17 protein-coding genes are annotated in these 17,679 nt (G+C 60.8%); 3 read left to right on the top strand and 14 right to left on the bottom strand.

The features are described from left to right. Positions 1 to 28 precede the first annotated feature (28 nt). The 6 genes from lepB to rpoE form a co-directional block, all read right to left on the bottom strand. On the bottom strand, positions 29 to 823 hold the full coding sequence (lepB, locus tag QC815_RS03680; protein WP_230446703.1) for a signal peptidase I: 795 nt from the start codon (positions 821 to 823) through the stop codon (positions 29 to 31). Positions 824 to 838: 15 nt separating this feature from the next. Then, entirely contained in the window at positions 839 to 2,653 is a 1,815-nt protein-coding gene (gene lepA / locus QC815_RS03675) for a translation elongation factor 4 (protein WP_309766992.1), read from the bottom strand. 186 nt (positions 2,654 to 2,839) lie between these two features. Next, entirely contained in the window at positions 2,840 to 4,252 is a 1,413-nt protein-coding gene (locus QC815_RS03670; protein ID WP_230446701.1) for a DegQ family serine endoprotease, read from the bottom strand. A gap of 66 nt (positions 4,253 to 4,318) precedes the next feature. Next, positions 4,319 to 4,774: a SoxR reducing system RseC family protein gene (locus QC815_RS03665; protein WP_309766989.1), complete on the bottom strand. Its 456-nt coding sequence runs from the start codon at positions 4,772 to 4,774 to the stop codon at positions 4,319 to 4,321. Positions 4,775 to 4,920: 146 nt separating this feature from the next. Continuing rightward, a complete protein-coding gene (locus QC815_RS03660) occupies positions 4,921 to 5,661 on the bottom strand; it encodes a sigma-E factor negative regulatory protein (protein ID WP_230446699.1) in 741 nt (246 codons plus the stop codon). A gap of 324 nt (positions 5,662 to 5,985) precedes the next feature. Further along, positions 5,986 to 6,585, bottom strand: a complete 600-nt coding sequence (gene rpoE / locus QC815_RS03655; RefSeq protein ID WP_230446698.1) for an RNA polymerase sigma factor RpoE — start codon at positions 6,583 to 6,585, stop codon at positions 5,986 to 5,988. A 327-nt stretch (positions 6,586 to 6,912) separates the two neighbouring features. Between rpoE and QC815_RS03650 the strand changes: the two genes are divergently transcribed. After that, positions 6,913 to 7,989, top strand: coding sequence for a 3-deoxy-7-phosphoheptulonate synthase (locus QC815_RS03650; protein WP_230446697.1), 1,077 nt, complete (start codon positions 6,913 to 6,915; stop codon positions 7,987 to 7,989). Positions 7,990 to 8,035: 46 nt separating this feature from the next. On the opposite strand, the gene dinG is transcribed toward QC815_RS03650, so the two are convergent. Both dinG and rhlB read right to left on the bottom strand, forming a co-directional pair. Beyond that, positions 8,036 to 10,165: an ATP-dependent DNA helicase DinG gene (gene dinG, locus QC815_RS03645; RefSeq protein WP_309766986.1), complete on the bottom strand. Its 2,130-nt coding sequence runs from the start codon at positions 10,163 to 10,165 to the stop codon at positions 8,036 to 8,038. 5 nt (positions 10,166 to 10,170) lie between these two features. Then, positions 10,171 to 11,445: an ATP-dependent RNA helicase RhlB gene (gene rhlB, locus QC815_RS03640; RefSeq protein ID WP_230446695.1), complete on the bottom strand. Its 1,275-nt coding sequence runs from the start codon at positions 11,443 to 11,445 to the stop codon at positions 10,171 to 10,173. 145 nt (positions 11,446 to 11,590) lie between these two features. On the opposite strand from rhlB, the gene QC815_RS03635 reads away from it, so the two are divergent. Both QC815_RS03635 and xthA read left to right on the top strand, forming a co-directional pair. After that, positions 11,591 to 11,836 carry a hypothetical protein gene (locus QC815_RS03635; protein ID WP_230446694.1) on the top strand — a complete coding sequence of 82 codons (246 nt, stop codon included), beginning with the start codon at positions 11,591 to 11,593 and terminating at the stop codon, positions 11,834 to 11,836. Continuing rightward, the gene (gene xthA / locus QC815_RS03630) at positions 11,836 to 12,669 is read left to right on the top strand and encodes an exodeoxyribonuclease III (RefSeq protein WP_230446693.1); all 834 of its coding nucleotides are present in this window, start codon (positions 11,836 to 11,838) and stop codon (positions 12,667 to 12,669) included. Before QC815_RS03635 ends, xthA begins: the two co-directional genes overlap by 1 nt. Positions 12,670 to 12,684: 15 nt before the next feature. Here xthA and QC815_RS03625 read toward each other — a convergent pair whose 3' ends face one another. From QC815_RS03625 to QC815_RS03600, 6 genes are read right to left on the bottom strand one after another with little or no spacing between them, the layout of a single operon-like run. Further along, a complete protein-coding gene (locus QC815_RS03625) occupies positions 12,685 to 13,785 on the bottom strand; it encodes a tetratricopeptide repeat protein (RefSeq protein WP_309766984.1) in 1,101 nt (366 codons plus the stop codon). Positions 13,786 to 13,799: 14 nt separating this feature from the next. Further along, positions 13,800 to 14,558: an energy transducer TonB gene (locus tag QC815_RS03620; protein ID WP_309766983.1), complete on the bottom strand. Its 759-nt coding sequence runs from the start codon at positions 14,556 to 14,558 to the stop codon at positions 13,800 to 13,802. After that, a complete protein-coding gene (locus tag QC815_RS03615; RefSeq protein ID WP_085918800.1) occupies positions 14,555 to 14,962 on the bottom strand; it encodes an ExbD/TolR family protein in 408 nt (135 codons plus the stop codon). The genes QC815_RS03620 and QC815_RS03615 overlap by 4 nt, the downstream gene beginning before the upstream one ends. After that, on the bottom strand, positions 14,955 to 15,497 hold the full coding sequence (locus tag QC815_RS03610; RefSeq protein ID WP_230446691.1) for a MotA/TolQ/ExbB proton channel family protein: 543 nt from the start codon (positions 15,495 to 15,497) through the stop codon (positions 14,955 to 14,957). Before QC815_RS03610 ends, QC815_RS03615 begins: the two co-directional genes overlap by 8 nt. A gap of 1 nt (position 15,498) precedes the next feature. Further along, positions 15,499 to 16,860 (bottom strand): MotA/TolQ/ExbB proton channel family protein, encoded by a 1,362-nt coding sequence (locus tag QC815_RS03605; protein ID WP_309766981.1) that lies wholly within the window; start codon positions 16,858 to 16,860, stop codon positions 15,499 to 15,501. Next, positions 16,857 to 17,642: a DUF3450 domain-containing protein gene (locus tag QC815_RS03600; RefSeq protein ID WP_309766978.1), complete on the bottom strand. Its 786-nt coding sequence runs from the start codon at positions 17,640 to 17,642 to the stop codon at positions 16,857 to 16,859. The genes QC815_RS03605 and QC815_RS03600 overlap by 4 nt, the downstream gene beginning before the upstream one ends. Positions 17,643 to 17,679: the final 37 nt, after the last annotated feature.

Raw genomic sequence — 17,679 nt, 5'->3', positions numbered from 1 at the left:
TAATGGCTAAGCATGACGGTCGGCCTCATCACTCAATGCGGCGCACGTCGGTAAAACTTGGCAGCCCGCCTTCCCAGTGCATCCAGACGGCAAAGGCGCGCCCGACGATGTTTTCCTCGGGCACAAACCCCCAGTAGCGGCTGTCGTTGGAGTGGTCACGGTTATCGCCCATGGTGAAGTAGTGACCTTCGGGCACTTCGACTTCGCGCATCTGCGGGCCTGGGTCGCGGGGGTTGTTATAAATATAGTGCTCGACCTCGCCTAAATGCTCCTCGAGCAACAGCTGCTGGGAAGCCGCTTCCTCCATCAACTCCTTGGATACCGGCTCACCGTTGACGTACAGCTGCTTGTCTTCATAGCGGATACGGTCGCCGGGCAGCCCCACCACGCGCTTGATGAAGTTGACCGAAGGCTCTTCGGGGAAGCGGAACACCATCACATCGCCGCGCTCGGGATCGTCCACCTCAAGAAAGCGCGTGTTGACGACCGGCAGACGCAGTCCGTAAGCGAACTTGTTGACCAGGATAAAATCACCGACCTCAAGCGTTGGACGCATGGAGCCGGAGGGAATCTGAAACGGCTCGACCACAAAGCTGCGGACGATCAGCACGACCAGCAGCACCGGGAAGAAAGAGCGCGAATAATCGATCGGCCAGGGCTCTTTGAGTAGTTTTTCACGGGTCGCCGGGTCAAGCCCTTCCTGAGTCTGTGCCTCGGCATGGGCGACCCGCTCGCGGCGCTTGGGACGCAACCAGACCACATCGAGCAAGTAGATAACGCCGGAAAGCGCAACGGCAAGTACCAGCAATAATGCAAAATCCATGGGTGGACATCTTCCCTAGTCGTTAACCTTGAGTACAGCAAGGAAGGCTTCCTGGGGGATTTCCACCCGGCCGACCTGCTTCATGCGTTTCTTACCGGCTTTCTGTTTCTCGAGCAGCTTTTTCTTGCGGCTCACGTCACCGCCGTAACATTTCGCGGTCACATTCTTGCGCATGGCCTTGACGGTGGAGCGCGCCACCACCTGGCCACCGATTGCTGCCTGGATGGCCACGTCAAACATCTGCCGGGGGATCAGCTCTTTCATCTTTTCCACCAGCAGTCGGCCACGAGAATGGGCGTGATCGCGGTGAATGATCACCGCCAGCGCATCCACCTTATCACCGTTGATCATCACGTCCAGACGGACAAGCTGGGCAGCTTCAAAGCGTTCGAAATTGTATTCGAGCGAGGCATAGCCGCGCGATATGGACTTGAGTCGATCAAAGAAGTCCATCACCACTTCCGACATGGGCAGCTCGTAGGTGAGCTGGATCTGGTTGCCCAGAAACTGCATGTCCAACTGGGTACCGCGGCGCTGCTCGCACTCGGCGATCACGTTGCCGACAAATTCCTGGGGCACCAGAATGCTTGCCCGCACGATAGGCTCACGCATGTACTCGACGTCGGCCATGTCGGGCAGTTTGGACGGATTGGATACATAGACGAGATCGCCATTTTTCATTGACAGCTCATAGACCACGGTCGGGGCAGTGGTCAGCAGGTCAAGGTCGTACTCGCGTTCCAGACGTTCCTGGATGATCTCCATATGGAGCGTGCCCAGAAAGCCCACGCGAAAACCAAAGCCCAGCGCATCCGAGTTTTCCGGTTCGTACTCCAGCGACGCATCGTTAAGCGCCAACTTTTCCAACGCATCACGAAAATCTTCATAGTCGTCGGAATTGACGGTGAATATGCCGGCATATACCTGCGGCTTGACCTTTTTAAAGCCTGGCAGCCTGGGCACATCCGGTGTCTTGGTGTGCGTGATGGTATCGCCTACTGGCGCGCCGTGAATGTCCTTGATACCGGCGACGATGAAGCCCACCTCGCCCGCGCGCAGGATATCGGTCTGCTTGCGCAGCGGGGTGAAAATACCCACTTCCGTTGCATTCCAGTCCCGGCAGGTGGAATTGATGCGTATCTTGTCGCCTTTGCGCAGGGTGCCGTCGAACAGGCGAACCAGCGATACAACGCCAAGGTAGTTATCGAACCAGGAATCGATGATCAGCGCCTGCAAAGGGGCGTCCGGATCTCCCTTGGGGGGTGGGATATCGCGCACCAGCCGCTCCAGCAGCGCGTCGATACCGATGCCGCTTTTCGCCGAGACCTGGCAGGCATCGGTGGCATCGATGCCGATGATCTCCTCGACTTCCTGGGCCACCCGGTCGGGCTCGGCCTGGGGCAGGTCGATCTTGTTGAGCACCGGCAATACTTCCAGCCCTTGCTCCACGGCGGTATAGCAGTTGGCCACGGACTGGGCCTCTACGCCCTGGGCGGCATCAACGACCAGCAGCGCCCCTTCGCAGGCATACAGGGACCGCGATACTTCATAGGAAAAGTCCACGTGTCCCGGCGTATCGATGAAGTTGAGCTGGTAGACCTGCCCGTCCGGCGCCGTGTAATCCAGAGTGACCGATTGGGCCTTGATCGTGATGCCCCGCTCGCGCTCGATATCCATGGAATCAAGCACTTGCTCTTTCAGTTCGCGCTCGGTCAAGCCGCCGCAGGTCTGGATCAGGCGGTCTGACAGCGTGGACTTGCCGTGGTCGATATGCGCGATGATCGAGAAGTTTCTTATGTGCTTGATCTTGCTATCTTTTTCTTGGCTCATTGGGCGTTTTTAATCCGCTATATGTACGCAACCATGTACGATTAAAAAAATTGCCTCGGGTTACGCAGTAGAAATTTGACGCCATTGTACCGTTAGGACGGTTTCGGTGCTATGTGCAAAAAAGCAGGCAAAAAAAACGGCAGCCCGCCATGGGGAGCGGGCTGCCGACTTGACACCGTCAATTCGTCATTCAAAGCGCAACGCCACGAACAACGAGCGGCCATCGCGGTAAAGCCGCAGGGGAATCGCTCGATCCGTCGGCAGCTCGTCGACGATGCGGCGCAGATCTTCCGGCGAGGACAGGCTGCGGTGATCCAGGCTGACCAGCACATCGCCAGGACGAAGGCCCGCGCGTGCCGCGACGCTGTCGGGCTCGACGTCACGCACGACCACACCGCCCTGCAGGTTCAGCTGCTCCTGGGTCTCAGGGTCGATTGCAGCCACATAGGCACCCAGCCGCACCTGGCTGTCGCTGGACGCCGATGGTGTCGAGGATTGCTCAGCATTGGGCCAGCTGCCCAACTCGACCGTTTCGCTGCGCTCTTCACCGTCCCGCATCAGGCGCAGATCCACTTCGTCACCGGGTGCCACGCGACCGATCAGGCGCGGCAAGCTGCTTGAGCGATCAACGGTCTCGCCGTTGACTTCGAGAATCACGTCGCCAGCCTTGAGCCCGCCCTCGGCGGCTGGCCCCTCAGGATCCAGATCCGCGATCAGCGCGCCTTCGGCTTCTTGCATCCCGAAGGACTCGGCCAGGTCACTGGAGACGGGCTGAATCATCACGCCCAGCCAGCCACGGTTGACGTACCCGTCTTCGCGTAGCTGATCGGCGACGTCCATGGCCACATTGATGGGAATCGCGAAGGAAACGCCCATGAATCCGCCGCTGCGCGTAAAGATCTGGGAGTTGATACCGACGACTTCACCGTCCAGGTTAAAAAGCGGTCCGCCCGAGTTACCGGGGTTGATCGCCACATCGGTCTGGATAAAGGGTACGTAGGCATCGCGGGGTAGCGTACGGTTGATGGCACTGACGATACCCGCCGTCACCGAGTGATCGAAACCGAACGGCGAGCCAATGGCGGCGACCCATTCCCCAACCTGAAGGGCATCCGAATCACCCAGCGCCAGGGTGGGAAGCCCATCGGCATCCACTTTGAGCACCGCCACGTCGGTTTGCGGGTCGCTGCCGATGAGTTCGGCGGGCAGTTCGCGACGATCATTCAAACGCACGAGAATTTCATCGGCGTCATCCACCACATGAGCATTGGTCATCACATAGCCGTCTTCACTGATGATGAAACCGGAGCCCAGCGACTGGCGCTCTTCCGGGCGCCCACGGCTGCTTCCTGGCGGTGCGGGGAAGCTATCGCCGAAGAAGTGGCGAAATATCTCGGGGATTTCCTGGCCGCCGAAGTTATCAAAGGGCGAAGCCGCTCGCTGCACGGTACGGCTGGTGGAAATGTTGACCACACCAGGGGCGGCATCTTCGACGAGTTCGGTAAAATCCGGCAGGTTTTGCGCGTGGGCAGTAGTTGCCAGCGACAGCAGCAAAACGCAGCAGAACCATAATGATGCGGAAGGTATCAAGCGCTTCATGTAACAACTCCTAATAAAACACTGTTTAGATCAACCCAGGTCAATGCAATTCACACGAGCCACCAATCACGCAGCATCGGCCAGATGCGGACGAAACTGCTCCGCACGCTGACCCAAGGCATATTTGAGGCCCAACATGCTAACGGCCAAGACGCCGAAAAAGAGACTCGGCGCCAGCCATGTCACCGCCGACATGCTTCCGACGGCGGCCGTCACCAGCGCCATCAGTAACGGCAAGCCGTAGATCAGCCACGTCAACCGAGTCACGAAACTACGCGGCATGACCAACGTCACCTCGCTGCCCACAGCAGGCAATGATGCGCCTTCGCGATCAGACGGCAGGTCTACCGCCAGTTGCCACGCTGAACGGCGCGCAAGCAGCCCGGCGCCACAGCCCTGGCCCTTTGCACACTGCACGCACCCAAGTGACGCCGCCACTTCGACGACGATGCCTTGCGGGTGGTATCCCACCACGCGCCCGCGACGTTCGATCAACTGCTTATCCGCTCCTTGCAACATCATCCCTGCCTCTATGCCGATTCATGGGTATGCTGCCTGACGCTATCGCCCACACTGATACCGTGGACAAAAAAAAGGATGCTGAAATAGAGAAAGGCTCTTTTCAACATCCATAGGCATTCCATCGTATTGAAGTCTCTTCAGATTGATCAGCGCTGGCCCAAGGGTTCGGTCACCCCAGAAGAGCGCATCAACGGCATCCACTGGTCGTCTTGACCGCCCGCAGCCCCCTGAGTCTGTTGCTCAAGGTAGGACTGCAGCATGCGCAACTGCTCGACGTCGATGTTCATACCCTGCTGTGCCGATACGCCCTGTTGGGAAACGGAGAAACCGCCTTCGCTGACGTTCATCAGGCCACTGCCCGACGACTGGCCGCTGAGACGAAAAGGGGTTTGCTCGAACATGGGCGTCTGGGAAGACGGCACACCGGTCGACTGGCCGTTGTCTACAGACGGCAAAGAGGCCAGGTTGACCGGCTGAACCTGATTGGATGATGCGGGCACCGAACTGGAGGCCACGTTGCCACCCTGCTCTGGCGTACCGCCGCCGCTGCCAAAGAACTGCACACCGGTAATCACCATGAGCGATACCGCCGCCGCAACGCCTGCGCCACGGGCAAATGACACATTGCCGGTTCGGGCGGGTGGCGTATCGCTTTCCAGTGCCGGGGCAGGCTCACCCTGCAATCGGGCCATGACGCCAGCAGACAGGTCGACGCTGACATCCACGTCGCGCTCGCGCCGCATCATGCTTCGCGCCAGATGGTAACGTCGCCACGTCTCGGCGGCATCGTCATCGTCCGGTAGTGCCTTCAACACTCGGCGTAGTTCTAGCTCATCACTTTCGCTATCCATTAATACCGAAAGTGATTCCCGTGTGTTTTGACTCATACTTCACACCCTCAACTGTTGAGAAGAAGCGCTGATGACCATCGCAACCTGTCGCCTTCGCGTTGGCATTCACCGGCAGCTCCACAGGCCAAGCCTAGGCAGACCACTTCGCCACGGTGTAAACAACACCTTCGATCGTTTCACTGTTCGCTGCATCGTCAAGCCGCATGGCCTGCCAAAACAGCGCTAAAAAATAAACAGCGCGAGAAACGCATTTTTTTAACTGTCTGCTTCAATGCAATGGCTTTGACGGTGATGCCGCCAAACAGTTCACGGTCATCGGCAGTTTTTCGCCATTACGTTTCAGCGCCTCCCCGTTGACCACTATTCCTCGCGACTGTTCCGTGCCGTGGTCACCAGCGGGCGAATATGTTCGTCCACCGCTTCGCGAGCGCGGAAGATCCGCGAACGCACCGTGCCTACCGGGCACTGCATCACCTGGGCAATGTCTTCATATGCCAGCCCGTCCAGCTCGCGCAGGGTAATCGCGGTACGCAGGTCATCGGGCAGCTTTTCGATCGCTTCATAGACGGCGGCTTCCAGTTGATCCCGGGCGATGGCAGCTTCCGGCGACTCCGCATCGGCCAGGCGGCCACTCTGATCGACGATCTCGGCGTCGACGATATCCAGATCGCTGCCCGGCGGGCGGCGCCCGCGGGATACCAGATGATTCTTGGCGGTATTGATGGCGATTCGGTACATCCAGGTATAGAAAGCGCTTTCCGAGCGAAACTTGCCCAGCGCCCGATAGGCCTTGATGAAGGCTTCCTGCGCCACGTCATGCACCTCGGAATGGTCGTGGACGTAGCGCCCGATCAAGCCGATGATCTTGTGCTGGTATTTCTTTACCAGCAGATCAAACGCACGCGTATCGCCTTTCTGGGCACGTTCGACGAGCTGTTGGTCTGTTTCACGAATGCCCATTCACACGCTCCCTCCGCTCGGGCAGTGATCGCCGAGCGAAACTCTCTTCAAACCCGATACACTGGGCATTAACAGCAAGCAACATAGCGTTCCTTGGGCATTGGTTAATCATATGAATAACATGAAAAGTGGCACTCTAACGTGATCGTCCGCTGTTGGCTAAGTGTTACGCGTTCTGCACGGCGCATCAAGCGTTTACCCCCTTGCACAAAACCCAGCGGCTGACTTCATTCAGCATCGTTAAGTTCCACAACAATTGATTTTTAGTACGCCGACAAGCGATAGTAGGGCTCTTTATTCGCCCAATACGCACGCACAGGTAGCACAATGTCAGATCAGCAGGTCAACAACCTTAACGTCCTTGCCCAGGATGTGCTCACTACCCCTGAAGCGCTAAAGCAGGATGTGCCGCTTACCGAGGCTGCCGAGCGCACCGTGATCGAGGGTCGCCACACTATCCAGCGCATTCTGGACGGCAGCGATCCGCGCTTGCTGATGGTGGTCGGCCCCTGCTCCATTCACGATGTCGACGCCGCCCTGGATTACGCCAGGCGCCTTCGCTCGCTGGCGGACGAAGTCAGCGACAGCCTGTATATCGTGATGCGCGTATATTTTGAAAAGCCGCGCACCACCGTTGGCTGGAAAGGCCTGATCAACGACCCGCACATCAACGACTCCTTTGAAATCGACGAAGGTCTGCACATCGCGCGCAAGCTGCTGGTCGACCTTGCCGAGATCGGCCTGCCGCTGGCCACTGAAGCCCTAGACCCGATTTCGCCCCAGTACCTGCAGGACTGCATCAGCTGGTCCGCCATCGGCGCGCGCACCACCGAGTCGCAGACCCACCGCGAGATGGCCTCGGGCCTGTCCTCACCGGTCGGTTTCAAGAACGGCACCGACGGCAGCCTGGATGTCGCCATCAACGCCCTGCAGTCCGTCGCCAGCCCGCACAATTTTCTGGGCATCAACCAGTCGGGGCAGGTCGCCATTATTCGCACCCGCGGCAACGGCTACGGCCATGTAGTGCTGCGCGGCGGCAACGGCAAGCCCAACTACGACAGTGTGAGCGTGGCCCTGGCCGAAAGGGAGCTCAAGAACGCCAAGCTGTCCGCCAACATCATGATCGACTGCTCCCACGCCAACTCCAACAAGGACGCCGCGCTACAGCCGCTGGTACTGGAAAACGTCACCAACCAGATACTGGAGGGCAATACGTCGATCATCGGCCTGATGGTCGAATCCAATATTGGCTGGGGCAATCAGAAGGTGCCTAAAGACCTCGGCGATCTCCAGTACGGGGTGTCGATCACCGATGCCTGCATCGACTGGCAAACCACCGTTGACGCCTTTACCCAAATGAACGACAAGCTGGCCCCAATGCTGACCAAGCGTCGCCAGGCCTAGCCCTGCCCGTTGCCCACGGCGGCTATCGCCGTGGGCAATCGCTCCCTTACAAGGCAATCTCCCGCTTGAACGGGGGTAGCGCATCCAGCAACGCCTGACCATACCGCCGCGTGAGCACGCGCCTGTCCAGCAGGGTGATCGTCCCCGTGTCGCTTTCCTTACGAATCAGCCGTCCGCAGGCCTGCACCAGCTTGATCGAGGCATCCGGCACACTGATCCGCATGAAGGGGTTGCCGCCCTGGCTCTCGATCCACTCGGCAAGCGTGGCCCCCACCGGATCATCGGGCACCGCAAACGGCAGTCGGGTAATCACCACGTGGGTAAGATAATTGCCGGGCAAGTCGATGCCTTCGGCAAAGCTTGCCAGCCCGAAGATGATACTGCCCTTGCCGCCGTCCACCGCCGCCCGGTGACGTTCGATCAGTTCGCGCTTGGGCAAGGCATCCTGCGCCAGCACCCGCGCCCTGACCGCCTCATCAAGCACCTTCTCGACACCGCGCAACTGTGCCCTCGAAGAAAACAGCACCAGCGCCGCTTCCCGATCCGCCAGCCGCGTCACAAAATCGACAATCGCCTTTTCGTGGGCGTCCCGGTCGCTTGGATCGGTCGCCTCCTTGGGCACGCTCAACACGGCATTGGCGTAATCGAACGGGCTGGGTAACGCCTGATAACGATAGCGACTGGCCAGCCCCGCCCGCTCCTGAAGACGTTCGAAGCGCCCCAGCGCGGTCAACGTTGCCGAGGTGACTACGGCGCCATGGCAGCGCCCCCAGAGGTGTTTCGCCAGGGTATGTGCGGCGGACACCGGGCTTGCCGAAAACTCGACCTCCGGCTCACCGGCCACCCGGTTCAACGTAATCCAACGCGCGCTGGGCGGCGCATCGGCCGCATCCCGCTCGCTGAAGGCTTGCCATAGAGCGTGAGCCTCGAGCGCGCGGCCGTGCAACAGCGCCACCAGCGGCAGCCAGTCCTCGGCCTGCTCGCGGTCGAGCCCGGTCTGCTTATCCGGATCAAGGCTTTCACGCAGAATATCGCTGATGCTTTCCAGGCTGCGCGCAAGCGTGGCGAACATCACCAGCAGCTGTTCGGCCTGTTCGCGAAGCGCATCGGGTATCTGGCCCTTTTCAAACCGCGACTGGTGGGTGGCCTCTTCGTCGTCAAGACCGTTGCCGCGACCTGCTAACTGGTGGCCCATGCTGAACACATCGCCCAATGCCGGTTCCAGGTTATGCATCACCTCGGGCAGGCCGGCGAGCAGTCGGGCAATCGTCGGCTGAACCGCCAGCGCCTGATTCAAGTCGGTCAGGCTGCTTTTGAGGGTCTTCAGCCAGCGCAGGCAACCATTCACCGCAAAGCGATGGGCAAAGTGCGACAGCGCCTTGTCCGGCAGGTGGTGGCCTTCGTCGAACACAAAGATGCAGTCGGCCGGATCCGGCAGAATGGCGCCGCCACCCAGCGCCAGGTCGGCCAGCACCAGGTCGTGGTTGGCCACGATGATATCGGCATTTTCCAGCTCCCGCCGGGAACGGAAAAACGCACAGGCACCGAAGTGACCGCAGCGACGACCGGTGCACTGACGATGATCGACGGTCAGGCGTCGCCAATGGGCATCGTCAATGGCCTGGGGCCAGCTGTCGCGATCTCCTTCCCATTCGCCCTGCCCGTAGGCCTCGGCCATGTCGCTGGCAATCACGCCCAAGTCGCTGCCTGGTGACTGCAGGGACTGCTCGAACAGCGACAGCGTGGGGTTGGGTTCCGTGCCTTCCAGGGCCTGATCAAGCCGCGCAACGCAAACGTAGCGCCCGCGTCCTTTGGCCAGGGCATAGCGAAAGTTCAATCCGCTGTGCGTTGCCAGGGACGGCAGGTCGTGATTGAGCACCTGCTCCTGAAGCGCCACCGTCGCGGTGGACACGATCAGACGCTTGCCGCGCGCCTTGGCAATCGGCAGCGCGGCAATCAGGTAGGCAAGCGTCTTGCCCGTCCCGGTGCCGGCTTCGAGCACGCAGACATGCTGGTCACTAGTTCGCTTGCCGTCATCATCGCTTTCAATATCGCCCAGCGTGCGGGAGATTTCGGCGATCATCAGCCGCTGGCCGTAGCGCGGGGTCAGCTCGAGGCGCTCCACCACGCGACGGTAGGCCTCCTGAATCTCGCTTTTCAGGGCGGTATCCAGCATGCGCGTTACAGCAGACCTTCCGGCGGATGCTCGCAGGGCAGCTTGTCGTTGATATAGCGCTCGATCTCCGGCAGCGAGAAGGCATCTTCCTCGCCCACGAAGCTGATCGAAACGCCTTTTGCGCCTGCCCGGCCGGTCCGCCCGATACGGTGGACATAGTCTTCCGGGTCTTCCGGCAGCGTGTAGTTGATCACGTGGCTGACATCGTCAATGTGAATCCCGCGCCCCGCCACGTCGGTGGCCACCAGCACCTGGATCTCGCCTTCGCGGAAGCTCTCAAGGGTCTGGATACGCTGGTTCTGCGGCACATCGCCCGACAGCATAGCCACGCTCACGCCGGCCTTTTTCAGCAGGTCGTCAAGCTTGCGCACCAGATCACGGCGGTTGCCGAACACCATCACGCGCTCGAAGCTTTCCTGCTCCAGCAGCTTGACCAGCAGGCGCTGCTTGTCGTCGTCCGACACCATGTAGACCCGCTGATCGATGTCCGCCTGGTTGTCCACGGTGACGTCGATCTCGACGTGGGCCGGCTCCCTCGTCCACTGGCTGGCCAGGTTGAGAATGTCGTCGGAGAAGGTCGCCGAGAACAGAAAGGTCTGGCGCTCTTCTGTCTTGGGCGTGTAGCGAATGATGCGCTTCACGTCGGGGATAAAGCCCATCGACAACATGCGGTCGGCTTCATCGAGCACAAGCACTTCGACTTCGGAAAGGTCGATATCGCGCTTCTGGTGGAAATCGAGCAGTCGACCGGGCGTGGCGACCAGCAGGTCGATCTTTTTACCCAGGCTGTCACGCTGCTTCTGATAGTCCATCCCGCCGACAACGCTTGCCACGTTGAGGTGGGTGAAACGCGCCAGCGCCTTGGCGTCTTTTTCGATCTGCAGGGCCAGCTCGCGGGTCGGCGCAATGATCAGCGCGCGAGGCGCACCGGCTTTCTGGCCGTCCGGCGTGGGCTCTTCCAGGAAATACGCCAGCGCCGACATCAGGAACGCAGCGGTTTTACCGGTGCCGGTCTGCGCCTTGCCGACAATGTCGCCGCCCAGCAGGGTGTGACGCAGCGCCTCTGCCTGGATGGGCGTGCAGTATTCGAACCCCAGGGCATGAATGGCGCGCATTAACGGCAGCGGCAGATCAAAGTCATGGAAGCGCCATTTGCCGGCCACGGCAGGCACCTGAAACTGACGAAGATCCCAATTCGACTGACGGCGACGCGGTTTCCGACGGCGACGTTTAGGCTTGCGGTTCTGGGCCGACGCTGTGGTCTGTTCCGACTCGCTCATAGGCTATGTATCTGTCCATTGCTGTGGATGTTAGGCATCTTGACGCGCGCATTGTAACAGGGCTTGGCAATAAGAGCGCGCCCTGCTGTCGAAGGAGGTCACTAGGCTGTTAGAATACGTCCCTATCTGAACCAAGGAGCGCGATATGACGCGTAAAAAAAAGACCCGTTCGCTGGCGGATAAAGTAACCATCCGTACCGGTCGGCGTAAAGACTATAAAAAGTGGCGCCATGATAACCCTGATCAGGTGACATCATCACGCCGTTTTGTGGCAAAAAAACAGCAGCAGCGCAAACTCCAGGCGGTGCGCAAACTGGCCCGTCAGCAAAGCGGCCAGGACATCGCCATTCACCCCGATAAAGACACGGATAACCCCGGAGACCGCTCGTGATGCGTCTTGTGTCCTTTAACATCAACGGCATTCGTGCGCGGCTTCATCAGCTGCAGGCGCTGATCGAGACGCACAGGCCCGATGTCATCGGCCTCCAGGAAACCAAGGTGCAGGACAGCGAGTTTCCCCTCGCCGATGTAGAAGCCATGGGCTATCACGTCTTCTACTTCGGCCAGAAAGGCCACTACGGCGTCGCGCTGCTCTGCAAGCAGACGCCGGAAGCGGTGTATTACGGCTTTCCCGACGACGAGGAAGACGCCCAGCGACGCATGATCGGCGTCAGGCTCCTGGCCGACGACGGTCAACCCGTCACCGTGTGGAACGGCTATTTTCCCCAGGGCGAAAATGTCGCGCACCCCGCCAAGTTTCCACACAAGACCCGCTTTTATCAGCAGTTGGCACGCCTGCTCGATGAGCAACACCGCCCTGATGAACGCGTCGCGGTGATGGGGGACTTCAACATCTCGCCGGAAGACCAGGATATCGGCATCGGCGACGCCAACCGCAAGCGCTGGCTACGCGAAGGCAAGACCAGCTTCCAGCCCATCGAGCGCGAATGGCTCGCGGGCATCAAGGCCTGGGGAATGCACGACAGCTATCGGCTTTGCCACCCGACGAACAACGAGTGGTTTAGCTGGTTCGACTACCGCTCCAAGGGCTTTGACCGCGACCCCAAACGCGGTCTACGCATCGACTATATTCTGGTCACCCAGCCGCTCGCCGACTGTGTCAGCGACGCCGGGATCGACTACGTGCTGCGCGGCATGCAGCGCCCGTCTGACCACGCGCCTACCTGGAGCGACTTTTCGCTCACGCTGACGCCGGCTGAATAACCGCCGCAGCCAGCTTTATAGTGAATAGCGCGGTGACTGCTCAAGCGTCGCCAGCCATTCACCCGCCTGGTCATCGCCCAGCGACTGGGCACGCGACAGCGCCTTCTCGGCACGTTCATCCTGCCCCCAGGCAAAAGCGAGCTGACCATACTGACGCCAGTCGCTGCCCTCTTTGCTCAGTGTCGCTAACGCCTGCCAGGCATCAAGCGCCTGAGTCCTATCGCGGGCTTGATGCCATGCGTTCGCCAACAGGCGGAGCGAGGTCTCATCCCGTACGATGTCGCCCGATTCAAGCCATGTCTCAAGATACTCGGCGGCCCGGGCGGGCGTTCCCCCCGCCATGTGCAGGTGTATCAATTGCCAGCGGTCACCGTCTTCATCCAGCCTGCCCAGCTTCCAGGCGGTATCCCACAGCGCCGCGGCAATACCAGGCTGACCGGACTGCTGAGCGAGCCCGGCAGCTTGGCGCCAGTGAGCCCCATCGCTGCCTTCATCAAGCCCGCCCAGCAACAGGTCAAGCGCCTGATCGGTTTGCTGGGTGCGCTGATAGACAACCAGCGCCAACCTGCGCTGGGTAGCATCAGGCTCGGCGGTTTGGTTCAGGCTACGTTCAAGCCACTCCGCCGCTTCCTGCCAACGCTGGTCGTCGGCGAGCCAACGGGTCAGTTTCCAGTAATCCTCGGCAGGGGCACCGGCGCCCTGGGACTCGAGCCACTCGGCAAGTAAGTCGCTGGCCTGCGTCGTTTGCCCCGCCGCGTGGCGCAACGACACTTCTTCGCGCAGCCAGCGGGCCACCTGGGCTTGCTCGCCTGCGGCCAGTTCACGCGCTTGCACCAAGCGATTTGCGGCATCACCCGGCTGGCCCTGGTGCGCCAGTGCGTTAGCGGCAAGCTGCTGATACAGCGCGCTGGCCCAGCGGTCAGCCGCATTACCCGTTTGCAGGCGGGTGGCTTGCTGGGTGGCCCGGGAGACCACGCTTGCGTATTGCGCGTCGCGTAGTTGCGTTTGCAAGCGGTTCAGGTCGCCAATGATATCGCCGGGAAGCGCCGGGCTGGCGTTGGCAAACGATGCCCACAAGCCGATTAAACAGATGCACCCCCATACACGCATGGTCATACCTCATAAAGTCGTTAGCGCAGCTGAAACTCGATCCGCTGAGTCGCGTTGCGCAACCGATCGCTAGGCTCGAACTGCCACTGCGCAATCGCATCGCGGGCCGCATCGTCAAACACCCGGCGTGGCTGGGCATCCGTAATGCGAATCGAAGAGCCATCAACGCTGCCGTCACGACGAATGGTAAACGATACCTCAACAAACCCCTCCATGCCGCGACGCTGAGCGCGAGCAGGGTACGTCGGATTGACCCGGCTGGTCGGCGCGGCCTGACCGACATTGACCGGTTCATCCGACACTTCCTGCGGCGCTTCTGGCGCTGCCTCGCGCTCGGCATCGGAAGGCTCGGTTTCACTTGGCTGAGCAACGGGCTCGGGCTGCGGCGTTGGTTCAGGCGCCGGTTCCGGTTCTGGCGGCGGCTCGGGTTCCGGCTCGGGCGTCGCCTCGGTCAATTCCGGCAATTCACTCTCCATCTCCACCGGCTCGTCGGGCGGCTCGGGTAGATCAATCTCCGGCAAGGCAATGGTGCTGTCGGCCACCGGGGGCGGCTCGGGCGCCGGCATCGGCTGTGACGGAGGCGTGGGTGCCTGTTCAGCTTTCGGGGGTGGTGCCTCTTCTTGCGGGGCTACTTCGGGGGCTTCCACCATGTTCATCGAGACCGTCTGCTCTGGTGGTTCCACCTGGTCGTCCGGCGGCGCGACCAGCAGCGCCAACAGCCAAAACAGTCCAATCGCCAACACCCCACCACTCACCATGGATAATGCCTGGCGTATCATTGGCCGCTCCGGTTAGCCGCCACCGCCACCTGGTCCACGCCGGCCTGTTCAAGACGGTCCATCACTTCAATCAGCAGTCCGGTCGTCGACTCGCGATCCGCCTGGATGACGACCGAGCCATCCTCGCTGATCATCCCGGCGACTTCTTCGCCCACCCGGTGGGCGTCGATCGCGCGACCATCCACCCATACCGCCCCTTCGGGCGAAAGCGCAACCAATACCTGGGCATCGGGCCTGGGGCTTGCGTCACTCGACTCCGGTCGGTTGATTTCAATCCCGCTTTCCTTAATAAAACTGGTTGTGACGATAAAGAAAATCAGCATGATGAACACCACGTCCAGCATCGGCGTGAGGTTCACCTCGGTATTTTCGTCAGCGCTGCCCATCGAACGTCGTCTACGCATCATTTTCCTCCACTGCCCGCGCCATCCGGTCGTGCAACCGCTGATCCTCGCGCCGAATAATGTGTTCCAGGCGACTGATGAATAAAAGCCCGACCACGGCAATTGCCATGCCGGTCAACGTCGGCAACGTTGCCCTTGCCACGCCATCGGCCATTGCCCGGGCCTGGTGTGTATCACTCAGCGACAGACTGTCGAACACGCCGATCATGCCCGTCACGGTACCCAGCAAGCCAAACAGCGGGCATAACGCCACCAGCAGCTTCAACCAGGGCAGCGGACGGCGCAGACGGATCACAAGGTCCTCCGTCCAGACGTTGCGCAGCGTGCGAGCACTCCAGCTATGATGGTCATCTCGCCTGGCCCAGCGATTGACAAGCTGGCGGCGCGCTCGCCGCCAGGTCATGCGGTAGAACCAGAAGCGCTCAATGGCCATGCCAAATACCAGCAACGCCACAACGGCCAGCACGACCAGCACCACGCCGCCCGCACTCATGAGCCTTTCGACGGGTTCGAGCCAAAGGGGAACGGTCACCATATCAGCTCACCGACGCGTCTTGGGAAGGCTGTTGCGCTTCCAGATGGTCGGCCAGCGCGGCACTTGCCCGACCTTCAATGACATGAGTGAGGTGGCGACTGCGGCTTGACAGCGCCGTCTGCGCGAACAGCAGCGGCACGGCGGTAATCAGGCCAAGGACGGTCGTCACCAGCGCCTGGCTGATCCCACCCGCCATTAGCTGTGGGTCGCCGGTGCCAAACACCGTGATCGCCTGGAAGGTCACGATCATGCCGGTGACCGTGCCCAACAGCCCCAGCAAGGGCGCGATGGCCGCCAGCAGCTTGACAATCGGCTGCCCCCGTTCCAGACGGGGCAGCTCGGCGAGCACTGCCTCATCCAGGCGTGCTTCCAGTGCTTCCGGCGTCTGATGCTTATCCATTCCTTCAAAGCGCAGCAGCACACGCCCAAGCGGATTATGATCCGTGAGTTGATCGGGGCTTTTGAGCTGGCGGTTCACCCGCTGGCTGGTAGCCAGCAGATACAGGTATTGCAGCAAAGCGACCAGTAGACCGACGCCCCCCAAGGCAATGACCACATAGCCGACGTACCCGCCTTGATGGAAACGCTCCATCAGAGTAGGACGCTGCGCCAGGGCATCGATCACGCTACCTCGGGTTGGGTCCATGGCCATCACGCGCGTCTCGCCCTGATGATAAGCGGCCAGATAATCAGCTATTTCCCCGGGCGTCCGGGGCAGCACCGTCAGATGCCCATCATCGTCCTGGCGCAGTAAATCGGTGCTGGTAAACGCTGCAAAATCCCCCAGCCGCACGACGGTCTGAGGCGCAATTTCGCCATTGGCATCGGCCACGGGACGTTCAAGCCGCTCCGCATTGCCGGTGTTGCGCGTCAATGTGGCGAGCCTGTCGACCACGTCTTCCAGCACTTCCCGCTCGAGCACGTTGACGTCACTCAGCCTTGGCGGCAACACGTCTTCATTCAAGGTCAGCCAGCTATCTTCACCCAGTGCGTTACGCACCTCGTTACTATGCTGGTTGAGGGCATCCAGCAGATTGCTTAGCGCTTCGCCCTGCTCTGACTGACGCGCCGCCAGGCGCTCCGCCTCGACCGACTGCGCGGCGTCCTGTGCCTGCAAGGCATCGTGACGCGCCTGGGCGGTTTGCTGGCGATCCCGCGCCTGCTCCAGTGCCTCTTCAAGCGCTGCCTGGTCGTCCAGCAGCTCGATCAGGCGCTGCTGGTCACGAATTTCAGCGGCCTCGCGGGCCTCTCGCAGCGAGGTTGTCTCCTGCGACTGCGCGCTTGTCAACGGGCTCAGGCTGGTCAGCCCCATCAGCAGCGCTACCATCACATAACGGTGGCATTTCTTGAGATCGCGCATCATGGCTGCTCTCCTTGGTCGGCCGATACGGTAATGGATAGCGGCAGCGTCAGGATATCCGGCGCCCGCTGGTCTTCCGCTATCCGCAGCCCGTCACGCACCGCCTGAAGGTGTTCGGCACTCAGCGACTGCCACTCGCCGTCCTCGGCATTCCATACGCCGCCCTGGCGCCCATCGGGCGTCAGGTAGTAGAAGCCGATACGCCCGATGCGCAGGAAGTCCACTTCCAGCTGCTGATCATCGGCCAAGCGCAAACGCCCCCGCCAGGTATCCATTTCTCGGCCGTAATCCAGCTCCGTGCGCCAGATATCGAGCATGCTTTCAATCTGCTCGGCGGGCTCCGCCCCCTGGTCGTTTTGCAAGGTTTCAATCCGGGCCAGCCGCTGCTCTTTAAGAAACGGCAGATCGCGTTCGATCCATTGGGTAAGCTGAGCTTGCATGCTCTGCTCGATGTCCGGCAGCGCGGCGCGGGTGTCGGCCAGGGTGTCCAGCGCGGCGGTCAGTCGCGCCTGCCGCTCGGCTTCCTCGGCCAAACGGCCCGTCAGCGAAGCATTTTGCGATTCAAGCTGGCGCGTATCGCGCTCAAGCTCGCGCAGCTCTTGAAGCGCCGCCCGGGTCTGTTCATCGGCGCTATCTATCTGCTCTTGAAGTTCGGCTTGAAGCTGCTGGGCATCAATACCTTGACTGGCCTGCTCGAGCATCTCGTCACTTGCCATTAGCGAACTGCTGGCTAGCAGACACGCCAGCCAGCAGCCCCCAAGGGCAAAGAAAGGCTTGTTCAGCACATCGACTCTCCGTCACTGATTGCGGGCAGCTATCTGC

This window comes from Vreelandella gomseomensis, from assembly GCF_031451645.1.
GTDB lineage: Bacteria > Pseudomonadota > Gammaproteobacteria > Pseudomonadales > Halomonadaceae > Vreelandella > Vreelandella gomseomensis.
The sequence above is the reverse complement of the archived record's forward strand: the minus strand, read 5'-3'. Positions and strand labels throughout refer to the sequence as shown.